Below are 12,888 nucleotides of genomic sequence, written 5' to 3'. Positions count from 1 at the left end.
AAGCGGCAAATGAGCCGCTTTATATTCAATTACCTTAATCGTTTAACGATTAAAGTCATTTTGCGAGTAGTTATCTTCTTCAAGTGAAGGTTGATAATCTTGATCTAAATGTTGCAAATGCTCATGCATGGCACGCTCGTGTTGAATACGTTGATAGATTTCTTCACGATGAACCGATACTTCTTTCGGGGCATTTACACCAATACGAACTTGGTTACCTTTGACACCAAGCACAGTCACGCTGACTTGGTCCCCAATCATTAATGTTTCTCCGACACGTCGGGTCAGAATCAGCATGTTTATCTCCTTGCAAAATGCTAAACCTGCATTGATTTTTAAAGCAATTTAAAAGTCACAACCAAATAAAAACCAGTAAATTTTAACGGAACGTATCATTATTTATTTTATAAGATACAGCGCTGCCAAAATTTATGAAAGCATATTGCTCAATATAACAGAGCCACTATAAAAAAAACTATAGTGGCTCTATTTTTTTGTACTTTTTCGCAAAATTTGTCAGACAATTACATTTTCTGACAGGGGCGTATTAAGCGCGTGCGCTAGACTCACCGCTTTCACGATCTAGACCAAATACAGTGTGTAAAGTACGTACTGCAAGCTCTAAATAGTTTTCTTCAATAATGACTGAAATTTTAATTTCAGAAGTAGAAATCATGAGAATGTTAATGCCTTCATCTGCAAGGGCAGTAAACATTTTGCTTGCAACACCTGCATGTGAACGCATACCTACACCAACGATAGATACTTTCACGATGTCACCACGTGTAGCGACTTCACGTGCACCAATTTCTTTGGCAGTTGCTTCAAGAATTGATTTTGCTTTGGCAAGTTCGCCACGGTTTACAGTAAAAGTAAAGTCGGTAGTACCATCTTCTTCTACGTTTTGGATGATCATGTCAACTTCAACATTGGCAGCGCCAATAGGTGACAAGATTTTAGATGCAATACCTGGCTCATCAGGCACACCTAAAATAGTTAATTTTGCTTCGTCACGGTTAAACGCGATACCTGAGATGATAGGTTGTTCCATGTTGTCTTCCAATTCAGTAGTAATGAGTGTGCCGACATTTTGTTTAAAATCTTCGTCGAATGCGCCATCATTGTCATTATCAAAACTTGATAATACACGTAAAGGTACTTGGTATTTACCTGCAAATTCAACCGCACGAATTTGCAATACTTTAGAACCTAAAGAAGCCATTTCTAGCATTTCTTCAAAAGAAATACGATCTACTTTTTTGGCTTTTGGTGCAACGCGTGGGTCTGTGGTGTAAACGCCATCTACGTCAGTATAAATTTGGCATTCATCGGCTTTCAATGCAGCAGCAAGCGCAACGCCAGAAGTATCAGAACCACCACGACCTAAAGTAGTGGTGTTACCTTCAGCATCAAAACCTTGGAAACCAGCAACCACAATCACACGGCCTGCGTCTAGGTTTTCAGTTAACACGTCAGTATTAATCGCTTCAATACGTGCTTTGGTAAATGCGCTGTCAGTTTGAATACCAACTTGGCGACCAGTTAGTGATTTTGCCGCAACGCCAATAGAATTCAGCGCCATCGCTAACATCGAAATCGTCACCTGTTCGCCTGTAGACACCATTTGGTCTAATTCACGCGGATCAGGGGTTTCGGTAATGGCTTTCGCGAGAGCGAGTAGGCGATTGGTTTCGCCACTCATGGCAGAAACGACAACCACTACTTTGTGGCCATGATCATGCCAGCGCTTCACACGACGAGCAACATTTAAAATGCGCTCGGGAGTACCCATTGAGGTACCGCCATATTTTTGAACGATTAGTGCCATAGTTGTTCCATATAAGCCATGACCCTGAATTTACCTGCTCAGGGTCAGTTACACAAAAAGTGAGATTATTTTGCCGCAAGCCAAGCAGTTAAACCTGCCATCACCGTTGCAAAGTTCTCGTTAAGTGGCGCGCCACCTTGTGCCAAATCAGGTTTACCACCACCTTTACCACCTAGTTCTGTAGCCAAGTGTTTGATGATGTCTCCTGCTTTAATCGTAGCAGTAAAGTCTGGTGCAACAGAAGCGATTAAGCTGACTTTATCGCCTTCTACACCTGCAAGTACAATCACTGCTTGGTCGAGTTTGGATTTTACACCGTCGTGCAAATTACGCAGTGATTTTGCATCCATATTTTGTACAGTGGTAATGAGCGTGGTACGTCCAGCAAGTTCTTGTACTTGACTTAAAAGTTCAGCTGCTTGGAAGTGCGCTAATTTTTGATTGAGCTGTTCAATCTGCTTTTGAAGGCTAGATGCTGTATCGACCAATGTATTCACTTTTTCTAAAGTTTGGTCTTTTTGTGCTTTCAACAAAGCATTGATGCTGTTGATATCGCGTTCAGTTTTTTGAACGGCTTCAACGGCTTTGCTGCCTGTAATTGCTTCAATACGACGTACACCAGCTGCAACACCACCTTCAGAGATGATTTTGAACAGACCAATATCACCTGTACGTTTCACGTGAATACCGCCACAAAGTTCAATGGAGAAGTTTTTATCTTCAATGATTGAACCCATAGAAAGTACGCGAACTTCATCGCCATACTTTTCACCAAATAGCATCATTGCGCCTTTGGCTTTGGCTGCTTCAATATCCAGTAATTCAGTAGAAACTGCGGTATTGGCAATGACTTCTGCATTTACCAAACGCTCAATTTCTTGCAATTGTTCAAATGACACAGGTTGGTCATTGGCAAAGTCAAAACGTAAAATATCAGAAGCAACCAACGAACCTTTTTGCTGTACGTGTGCACCTAAAACTTGACGTAGGGCAGCGTGCAATAAGTGTGTTGCAGAGTGGTTGCGTGCAGTAGCTTCGCGGATGTCTGCTTTTACAATCGCTTCCACCGCTTGCGCAGCTTTTAAACTGCCCATGGTAACAATACCTTGATGAACAAAAGCACCGCCAGATTTTTTGGTGTCTTGAACTTCAAAAATACCTGTTTCGTTTTTGAATAGACCTGTATCACCAATCTGACCACCGCTTTCTGCATAGAACGGGGTTTGATTGAGTACGATTAAAGCTTCATCGCCTTCAACTACTTCATCGACTTGTTCGCCATCTTTATAAATAGCCACAATTTGACCCTGACCAGTCGTTGCGTCATAGCCATCAAATTGAGTTTCACCTTCAACTTTTACAATTGAGTTGTAGTCAACTGCAAATTTACCTGCATCGCGTGCACGTTGACGTTGCGCTGCCATTTCAACTTCAAAGCCTGCTTCGTCAATGGTCAAGTCGCGTTCACGTGCAATATCTGCCGTTAAATCTGTTGGGAAGCCGTAAGTGTCATATAGTTTAAATACCACTTCACCAGGAATGACCGAGCCTTTAAGCTGTGCCAATTCACCCTCAAGCAATTTCAAACCTTGCTCAAGCGTTTTGGCAAATTGTTCTTCTTCTTTTAGAAGTTGCGCTTCAATACGCGCTTGATTTGCTGCAAGTTCAGGATAAGCTTGACCCATTACTTCAATTAAAGGCTGAAGCATTTTGTGGAAGAATGAACCTGTTGCGCCAAGCTTGTTGCCGTGACGTACTGCACGACGAATAATACGACGCAATACATAACCACGACCTTCATTCGATGGATTCACGCCATCGGCAATTAGGAAGCAGCAAGAACGAGCGTGGTCAGCAACTACTTTGAGTGAAGCAGGGTAGTCTACAGGCTTGCCAGTTTGCTGTGCAGTTACTTCAAGAGCAGTCGTGTCTAAACCAATAATCTGTGCTGCATTTTTGAGTAAGTGCTGGAACAGATCAATTTCGTAGTTAGAGTTGACGTGTTGCAATACTGCAGAAATACGCTCCAAGCCCATGCCTGTATCTACAGACGGTGCTGGAAGTGGGTGCAATACGCCATCTGCAGTACGGTTAAACTGCATGAATACGTTGTTCCAGATTTCAATGAAACGGTCGCCATCTTCTTCTAGTGTGCCTGGTAAACCGCCCCAAATATGATCGCCATGATCATAGAAAATTTCAGAACACGGACCGCAAGGACCTGTATCACCCATTGCCCAGAAGTTGTCTGAAGCATATTGGCCGCCTTTGTTATCGCCAATACGGATAATACGAGAAGCATCTAAACCAATTTCTTTGTTCCAGATGTCAAATGCTTCATCATCGGTGTGGTAAACCGTGGCATATAAACGGTCTTTTGGTAGCGCTAACCATTGTTCACTGGTTAAAAATTCCCAAGCAAATTTAATTGCATCACGTTTGAAATAATCACCAAACGAGAAGTTACCTAACATTTCAAAGAAAGTATGGTGACGTGCGGTATAACCCACATTGTCTAAATCGTTATGTTTACCGCCTGCACGCACACATTTTTGTGACGATACAGCACGTACATAATCACGTTTTTCTAACCCAAGGAAACAGTCTTTAAACTGGTTCATACCTGCATTGGTAAATAACAGGGTTGGGTCATTGGCGGGTACTAGAGAACTCGATGCGACACGTGTATGCCCTTGCGATTCAAAGTAACGCAAAAATGCTTCACGAATTTCAGCTGATGTCATAAAACGAGTACTCACAACCAAGTCACTCCATAATTTCCGATTGGGCTAAACGCAAGACAGTCTGACAAAAATAATTCTTTTGCTGTCATGCAGGCTTAAAATTTTAAAAACGCCAAATTATAACGGAAAAAGCCATTATCACCAATCATTTTAGTGTGAATAGATGACAATTCTGACGCAAACTTGGTTGCGATTACGCAGAATAAATCTTTGCAATAGAAGATGATGAACATTTACATTCAAAGTAAGCGTTTACTGTAGGTCACGGAGTATGCCGAACTGCCATAAAGTAGAATACAAAATTTAAGAAAACGTAAATGTAAGCTAGAAAGTCAAAGCTGATATTTTTGATTTGCCGAATTAAACAACAAATTGCGTGAAAATTCGCAGAATTGATCTGATTTTTTTCAGTAAGGCCTCAAAATCTATTAACATAGTCTGTGCTTAAATTTTGATTTCATTATGAAAGGATCGGTCATGCAACGAGTGGCAATCAATGGCTTTGGTAGAATCGGGCGCAATGTGCTGCGGGCTTGGTTTGAAAATCCCAAAGACTTTCATTTTGAAATCGTCGCCATAAATGACATTGCCGATGTAGAAACCTTGGTTCATTTATTTAAATACGACAGTACCCATGGTCGTTTTAAAGGGCAGGTGGAAATTAGCCTTGAAAATGAACAGATTTTTTTGAATATTTCTGCAGGTTTGGCGCAATTAAAAGTTCAGGTGTTGAATCAGGCTCAACCTGCACAGTTGCCGTGGCAAGCTTTAAATGTAGATGTGGTATTGGAATGCACAGGGTTGTTTCGTTCCCGCGAGGCGGCAACGCAGCATATTACTGCGGGCGCCAAACGTGTGATTATTGGCGCTGCACCATTCGATACTGTAGATGCTGCGATTGTTTATGGTGTCAATCATCACGAAGTCAAAAATACTGACCAAATTATTTCCAGTGTGTCTTGCACCACGCAGGCTTTAGTACCACTGGTTAAAATTATTGATGACGCTTTTGGAATTGATACCGCATTAATGACTGAAATTCATGCAGTCACAGCCGATCAAACTGTATTGGATCAGGCGCATCGCGATTTACGTCGTGCGCGTGCATCAGGACAAAATATTATTCCTACAACTTCTTCTGCCCTAGGTGCTTTAAAACAAGTCATGCCAAAAATGGCAGATCGGATAGATGGTTATTCGATTCGTGTGCCGACCATCAATGTTGCAGCCATTGATTTAACTTTTATTTCTCAGTCGCCAATTACGGTGCATAAATTGAATCAGGTGTTGTGTGCTTCGGCAGCGCATGATTATGCCGAAATTATGCAAGTGACCGATGAGCCTTTGGTATCGAGCGACTTTAACCATTCACCTTATTCTTTAATTGTCGATTTAAGTCAAACCATGGTCGTGGGTCATCAAGCCAAAGTTTTTGCGTGGTATGACAACGAGTGGGGTTATGCCAACCGTTTACTAGATTTGTGTGAATCTTTTAGTCAGCGGGCGGTGTAAGCGGCTACTTTTTAAGACATATACAAAGTGTGAAAAGCGTGTAATAGTGATGACAGATTTTACACTTCGTATTCACGGTTAATTCACTGATTGATATAACAAAGTTTGCATAGAAAATTTGAATAGAGTAGTGGCATGATGATTATTTTATTGTGGGGATTTATTTTTTTGCTGGCACTTGCCGTCATTTTTCTGATTTGGTTGCAGTTTAAAAATCAGGCAGACAGCAGCAGTGATGTGCAGCATCAACAGCAAGTCGAGCAAAAAGTATTACATTTAGAAGAGCATCTAAAAAAGACGTTGGAGATTATGCAAGATTTGGCCAAAAAGATGCAGGTTCAGCAAGATGCACTCGATAAAACCGTGCAAAAAACCGCACAGCTTGAAATGCAAAATGCTGAGTTGGTCAGTTTATTGGCAAAGGCGGTGAAATCAAATCAGGACTTTTAAATGATGGCTTTGAAAGATGTGGTGTATTCATATTTTTTTACCGCATATTTCAGAAAAAGTCAGGTGCATGAGCAAAAGTATCATGCTAAACTAGGAGAAATCGGGTGTGCTCCCGATTTTTTTATGCGGATTCGTTCCGCGCAAACAAGAATTTAGGTTTACAACATGCCCATTTCAGAGACATGGTTATTACCTGATGGTGTAGCTGATGTATTACCAGAACAAGCGCAAGTGATTGAAAGCTTGCGTCGTAAGTCACTGGATTTCCTCGCATCTCGAGGTTATCAGTTGGTGTACACGCCATTCATAGAATACATTGAATCTCTATCTTCTCTTTCAGAATCGAATCAAGATTTAGACCTTGCCACATTTAAAGTGATCGACCAACTTTCAGGTCGTTTGCTGGGTGTTCGTGCCGATATGACACCACAAGTGGCGCGTATTGATGCGCATGTACATCCTGTAGATGGCATTGCACGTTACTGCTATGCAGGTACGGTTTTACATACCAAACCACAAGGTTTTAATACCACACGTGCACCATTGCAATTGGGTGCAGAGTTATTTGGTTCAGACAGCATTGATGCCGATGTAGAAATGGTTGATCTGATGCTCAGCTTGCTAAAAGAAGCAGGTTTGGCAGAAGGTGTGCATTTAGACTTGGGTCATGTCGGCTTGTTCCGTAGCTTGGTTAAACAAGCAGAATTAAGCAAAGCCACTGAACGTCAATTGTCAGATTTATATCAGCGTAAAGCATTGCCTGAATTGGCAGAATTTACCCAAGATTTAAATTTCGGTTCAGATTTTTATGCTTTAGGTCGCTATGCCAGTGATTTAACTGCTTTGCAGGCTCATTTAAGTGCTGATGTGTTGGAAAATACCGAATTTAAGCAAGCGTTTGAAGCCGTGAAAGCAACACAAGCTGAAATTCAGGCACGTTGGCCAAACTTGCATATTGGTATTGATGTGGTTGAGCTGCGTTCTTATCACTATCACACAGGTTTAATGTATGCAGTGTATGCGCCAAATCGTGCTGCACCATTGGCACAAGGCGGTCGTTATGATGGCATTGGTCAGCATTTCGGACGTGCGCGCCCTGCAACAGGTTTCTCTTGTGACTTGTTTGTATTAAGTGCAGGTCGTTTTGAATCATCGTCTGTTGTTGTTGCGCCTAAAGGCTCACAACCTGATTTAATTGCTGCTATTCAAAACACACGTGCGCAAGGCTTTAGTGTAATTCAATTGTTGGGTAATGATGATTTAAACTCGGTTCCATACGCAACGCACCAATTGGTTCTTGCAAATGGTGAGTGGACAGTCGAAAAAATTTAATCGCCAAGGCATGTTTCATGTTACAGGTCTTGGTTTTCAATTTTAACAGCATGATGTAATGAGGCTATTATGGGCAAGAATGTTGTGGTACTTGGTACCCAATGGGGCGACGAAGGTAAAGGTAAGATCGTCGACCTGCTCACAGATCAGGCGGCGGCAGTCGTTCGTTATCAAGGCGGACACAACGCAGGCCATACTCTCGTGGTTGGTGGTAAGAAAACTGTATTACACCTCATTCCATCAGGTATTTTACGTGAAAACGTACTGTGCTTAATTGGTAATGGTGTAGTACTTTCTCCTGAAGCACTCATTAAAGAAATGGGTATTTTGGAACAAGAAGGCGTGCCAGTGAAAGAGCGTTTACGTATTTCACCAAACTGTCCGCTTATTTTGCCGAACCACATTGCACTTGACCAAGCACGTGAGAAAAAACGTGGTAATGCCAAAATTGGTACAACAGGTCGTGGTATTGGCCCAGCTTATGAAGACAAGGTTGCACGTCGTGCGATTCGTGTTGCTGACTTGGTTCGTGGCGGTGAAGCACTACGCGCTCAATTGACTGAATTATTGGACTATCACAACTTCCAATTGACACAATACTACGGTGTTGAAGCAGTTCAGTTAGATGAAGTTTTAGCGCTATGTGACCAATGGCGTGAAGTGATTGCACCATTAGTGGTTGATGTAACGACTGAAATTCATAATTACCGTAAAAACGGTGACAACATTATGTTTGAAGGTGCGCAAGGTTCATTACTTGATGTTGACCACGGTACTTATCCGTATGTGACTTCATCGAATACAACTGCGGGCGGTGTAAGCTCTGGTTCAGGCTTAGGTCCATTACATTTAGACTACGTTTTAGGGATTACCAAAGCTTATACCACACGTGTAGGTGCAGGCCCATTCCCAACTGAGTTGGTGTATGACGCAGCAAATGACGTAGGTGATGCGATTGGTAAACACTTAGGTACTGTGGGTCACGAGTTCGGTGCTTCTACAGGTCGTCAACGTCGTTGTGGTTGGTTTGATGCCGAAATTTTACGTCGTTCAGTCGATGTAAACTCACTGTCTGGTATCTGCTTGACCAAGTTAGACGTATTGGACGGTTTAGAAGAAATCAAAATCTGCGTAGGTTATGAAAATACCGATTCAGGTTGTGTAGGTTCTTCTGATGCGCTTGCATACGAAAACTTAAAGCCAATTTATGAAACAATGCCAGGTTGGTCTGAATCAACTGTGGGCGCGACCAGTGTAGAACAATTGCCTGAAAATGCAGTGAACTACATCAAACGTCTTGAGCAGTTAATTGAATGTCCAATCGACATTATTTCTACAGGTCCAGACCGCGCAGAAACTATCGTATTACGTCATCCATTTGATGCTTAAGTCGTTGTGCTTTAGCATAGCATTTAAGCTCTGATGATGTATTCAGCCCTGTCTAAATGATGGGGCTTTTTATTGCTGTTGTTTCAGTTTCAATAGCGACTCATTTTTGGAAACATTATAGATGATGCTGAGTGAGTTGTTTTTTCAAGACTAAAGTTGCAGATGACTGGCGCTGTGCAGAGCAGGGTGGCTTGTTACAATGGCTTTAGAAAATTAAATTTAATTAAGGTTATGCAGGATGCATAAAAATATTACCAGTACGATTTTTTATTCTTTATTGTTTGCGATGGGCGGTGCACCGACCATTGCCATGATGCTGATTTTATCGCAAAAGCATGATCCGAATATTATGTATCAGGCATTTATTGGTTTAAGCGTTATTTTTGCCTGTATTTTGGTGCCACTGATTCTGATTCAAAATGCTTACCTACTCTACAAACGCAAAAATCCAGAAATGGAAGAAAAAGTAGAAGTAGTGTCTAAAATTTACTTGGGTTTAAATGTTTTCTGTTTAGTATTTTGGTTGTGTTATCAATTTCTTTACTAGGGTAGTGATTGATCGCTCAGACATACAATCTGTACACAGCTTAGGCGTTGTTTACATAAATGATATGTTTATGAAGTGATTATAGATTTAAAGCCTTGAATTGATTTCATATAATTGATTGGTATGAAGATAGCTCGCAAGGCGGAGATTATTATAATGAACAAAAAACTGATGTTAAGTTTATGTGCCGCAGGCGCAATCACAGTTTCAGGGTGTACGACTGTTGCAGACATGGCGGGTGCAGATACTGCGACCTTAAATGCAACTGCTACCAAAAGCTATAATGAAATGGTGCAAGACGCACGCAATAAAAATCAGTTAGACACAAGCTCCACCACGTATAAACGTATCAATACTGTGTTTCAGCGTTTGATTCCACATGCCAATCAAATGAACCAAACAGGTCAGCCTTTCCAGTGGCAATTGGCGGTACTTAAGTCTGATCAAGTCAATGCTTTTGTCGCACCTGGTGGTAAAGTGGTGTTCTACACTGGTATTGTGAATAAACTGAATTTAACTGATGCTGAAATTGCCGCAATTATGGGGCATGAAATGGTGCATGCTTTAGAAGAACACGCGAAAAGTAAAATTGGTGCACAGGCTTTAACCAATATTGCCTTGAACGTAGGTTTAAGTGCGGCAGGCAATAACGTTGGTCAATTGGGTGCAGCAGCAGCGCAATTGGGTACCCAAATTGGGATTGGCTTGCCATATTCACGTAATTTGGAAAGTCGTGCCGATCAGGGTGGTTTAATGCTGATGGCGCGTGCAGGTTATAACCCACAAGCTGCAATTACCCTTTGGGAAAAAATGAACAAGCTTGAAGGTGGCGGCGGTGCGTCCTTCTTATCGACTCACCCATCGAACAGTCAGCGTATTGAAGCAATGCGTAAAAACTTGCCAGCAGCACAAGCGCTATATAACCAAAGTCGTCGTTAAGATGACCTCAGCCAGTTCAACTGGTTAAGATAAAACACAAAAAAGATGCGCATGGTTTTATGCGCATCTTTTTTTATGAAGACTTTTTGACTTTAAACAGCATAAAAATGATGAGTTATTGCTGAGTTCATATTTTTAATTTCATTTTAAAGCAGTGCTTAAAATAAAATTAGGGCGCTGGATTGGGTTGTTGACGATGAATGGCTTCAATGCCTTGTAAAATTTCATCTGATAAGGTGATGTCAAAGGCATCAATATTTTCTTTAAGTTGCGCCATATTCGTCGCGCCAATAATGGTACTTGTCACAAAAAATTGCTGCTTGATAAATGCCAGCGCCAGTTGCGTCAAACTCAAGCCGTGTTGTTCTGCAAGTTGGGCGTATTGCTCGGTTGCCCATTCGCTTTGTGGATTACTGTAACGGCTAAAACGTGAATATAGCGTGACACGTGCATTGGCAGGGCGTGCGCCATGACGGAATTTACCAGTTAAATAACCAAAAGCCAAAGGTGAGTAGGCGAGTAGTCCAACACCTTCATAATGGGCGATTTCAGACATGCCAATTTCATAAGTACGATTCAGCAGGTTATATGGATTTTGTACGCTGACAAATTTACTTAATCCTAATTGTTCTGCCAAGTGTAAAAACTTCATGGTGCCCCAAGGGGTTTCATTCGACAGACCTATATAGCGAATCCGTCCTTTTTGAATTTCTTGTTGCAACGCGGTTAAGGTTTCAGCAAGGTCGGTTACTTCTTGCGTATTTTGTGCTTCTTGGTTGCCATAACCAAGTTTGCCAAAAAAGTTGGTTGGGCGTTGTGGCCAGTGCAGTTGGTATAAGTCGATATAGTCGGTTTGCAGGCGTTTTAAATTGCCATCCAGTGCAGAATGAATATCCTCTGCGTTAAAGCGGGTTTTGCCGTCTCGAATATGACTGCCGCCTTGCGAAGGGCCTGCAATTTTAGAGGCTAAAAATAATTTGTCACGTCCGCCACGTTGCTGTAACCAATTGCCAATGATGGTTTCGGTTGCACCTTGAGTTTCTACTTTTGGTGGTACGGGATACATTTCTGCGGTATCCCAAAAATATAAGCCTCGTTCTAGCGCATAATCGAGTTGTTGAAAGGCTTCTTGCTGGGTATTTTGTTCACCAAATGTCATGGTGCCTAAACAGATTTCTGGAACTAGAATGCCTGTTTTTGCCAATGGTTTAAATTGCATATTGTCTCTCGCTCAAGATTATATGTATATATTGATGTTACAAGAGCTGAAACCATTTTGCGCCACTTGTGGCTGCGAAAATTGCTACTTCATTGTAGTGACAGCAATAATGGTATTTTGATAATTGAAAATGGTAAAAAGTTAACAGCTGGTAATAAAAAAGCAAATCCGAAGATTTGCTTTTTTAATGAGCATATAGATGGTTTACTCGTCATCAAAGTTGCCATCAGTGGATTCATTTTGCTCCAAAGAAGCATCAAAAATCAGAATGGCTTTACCATCAGTTTCAATCATGCCTTGTTCTTCAAGTGTTTTTAGAACACGCCCGACCATTTCACGTGAACAGCCGACAATACGACCAATTTCTTGGCGTGTAATACGAATTTGACGACCGTTTGGCAAAATCATGGCTTCTGGTTGCGCAGAAAGATCAATCAAGCAACGTGCAATACGACCAGACACATCTATAAAGGCAAGGTCAGTTACCTTACGTGTAGTATTTTTTAAACGACGTACCAGCTGTGCAAAAACGGCATAGCTTAAGTCAGGATATTGTTTGCTGAGTTCGTGGAAGTTTTCATAAGTAATTTCTGCAATTTCACAGACATCACGAGTACGAACTTCTGCAGTACGTTGTGGATTCGATTCAAACAGACCCATTTCCCCAAAAAAGTCGCCTGGATTCAAATATGCCACAACAATTTCGCGATCATCATCTTCGCGAAGAATAATTGATACTGAACCTTTTAAAATCAAATATAACGATTTAGATTCAGTCCCTGCATCAACAATAGTTGTCCGTTTTGGATAACGGTTGATGTATGCACGTTTTAATAATGCTTTGACTGAGTCAGGCAGTTGTCCAGGGGACAATGCATCAGTGCTCAGCTGTGAAAAGTTTGAAGTCATGCTAACGGTTCCGAAAATG

11 protein-coding genes are annotated in these 12,888 nt (G+C 41.5%); 6 read left to right on the top strand and 5 right to left on the bottom strand.

The annotated features are described in order from the left end of the window. Positions 1–42 precede the first annotated feature (42 nt). From csrA to alaS, 3 genes are all read right to left on the bottom strand, one after another. Positions 43–297, bottom strand: a complete 255-nt coding sequence (gene csrA / locus FTU70_RS00615; RefSeq protein ID WP_180059818.1) for a carbon storage regulator CsrA — start codon at positions 295–297, stop codon at positions 43–45. A gap of 250 nt (positions 298–547) precedes the next feature. Beyond that, a complete protein-coding gene (locus tag FTU70_RS00610; protein WP_004971586.1) occupies positions 548–1,828 on the bottom strand; it encodes an aspartate kinase in 1,281 nt (426 codons plus the stop codon). A 65-nt stretch (positions 1,829–1,893) separates the two neighbouring features. Next, positions 1,894–4,587, bottom strand: coding sequence for an alanine--tRNA ligase (gene alaS, locus FTU70_RS00605; protein WP_171062554.1), 2,694 nt, complete (start codon positions 4,585–4,587; stop codon positions 1,894–1,896). A gap of 462 nt (positions 4,588–5,049) precedes the next feature. On the opposite strand from alaS, the gene FTU70_RS00600 reads away from it, so the two are divergent. From FTU70_RS00600 to FTU70_RS00575, 6 genes are all read left to right on the top strand, one after another. Then, the gene (locus tag FTU70_RS00600) at positions 5,050–6,084 is read left to right on the top strand and encodes a type I glyceraldehyde-3-phosphate dehydrogenase (protein WP_004971581.1); all 1,035 of its coding nucleotides are present in this window, start codon (positions 5,050–5,052) and stop codon (positions 6,082–6,084) included. A 135-nt stretch (positions 6,085–6,219) separates the two neighbouring features. After that, entirely contained in the window at positions 6,220–6,534 is a 315-nt protein-coding gene (locus tag FTU70_RS00595) for a hypothetical protein (RefSeq protein ID WP_004971580.1), read from the top strand. A gap of 165 nt (positions 6,535–6,699) precedes the next feature. After that, complete coding sequence (locus tag FTU70_RS00590) at positions 6,700–7,866, top strand: ATP phosphoribosyltransferase regulatory subunit (protein ID WP_096901061.1); 1,167 nt, start codon at positions 6,700–6,702, stop codon at positions 7,864–7,866. A 69-nt stretch (positions 7,867–7,935) separates the two neighbouring features. Beyond that, positions 7,936–9,255 (top strand): adenylosuccinate synthase, encoded by a 1,320-nt coding sequence (locus FTU70_RS00585; protein ID WP_004971574.1) that lies wholly within the window; start codon positions 7,936–7,938, stop codon positions 9,253–9,255. 238 nt (positions 9,256–9,493) lie between these two features. Next, positions 9,494–9,802 (top strand): hypothetical protein, encoded by a 309-nt coding sequence (locus FTU70_RS00580; protein WP_004971573.1) that lies wholly within the window; start codon positions 9,494–9,496, stop codon positions 9,800–9,802. 156 nt (positions 9,803–9,958) lie between these two features. Beyond that, positions 9,959–10,741 carry a M48 family metallopeptidase gene (locus tag FTU70_RS00575; RefSeq protein ID WP_004971571.1) on the top strand — a complete coding sequence of 261 codons (783 nt, stop codon included), beginning with the start codon at positions 9,959–9,961 and terminating at the stop codon, positions 10,739–10,741. 169 nt (positions 10,742–10,910) lie between these two features. Here FTU70_RS00575 and FTU70_RS00570 read toward each other — a convergent pair whose 3' ends face one another. Together FTU70_RS00570 and crp are read right to left on the bottom strand one after the other, a co-directional pair. After that, positions 10,911–11,960: an NADP(H)-dependent aldo-keto reductase gene (locus FTU70_RS00570; protein WP_131261355.1), complete on the bottom strand. Its 1,050-nt coding sequence runs from the start codon at positions 11,958–11,960 to the stop codon at positions 10,911–10,913. Positions 11,961–12,164: 204 nt separating this feature from the next. Next, positions 12,165–12,869, bottom strand: coding sequence for a cAMP-activated global transcriptional regulator CRP (crp, locus tag FTU70_RS00565; protein ID WP_004971566.1), 705 nt, complete (start codon positions 12,867–12,869; stop codon positions 12,165–12,167). Positions 12,870–12,888 lie beyond the last annotated feature (19 nt).

Origin of the sequence: Acinetobacter sp. YH12135, assembly GCF_013418565.1 — a bacterium.
In the GTDB taxonomy this organism is placed as follows: Bacteria; Pseudomonadota; Gammaproteobacteria; order Pseudomonadales; family Moraxellaceae; genus Acinetobacter; species Acinetobacter towneri.
The sequence above is the reverse complement of the archived record's forward strand: the minus strand, read 5'-3'. Positions and strand labels throughout refer to the sequence as shown.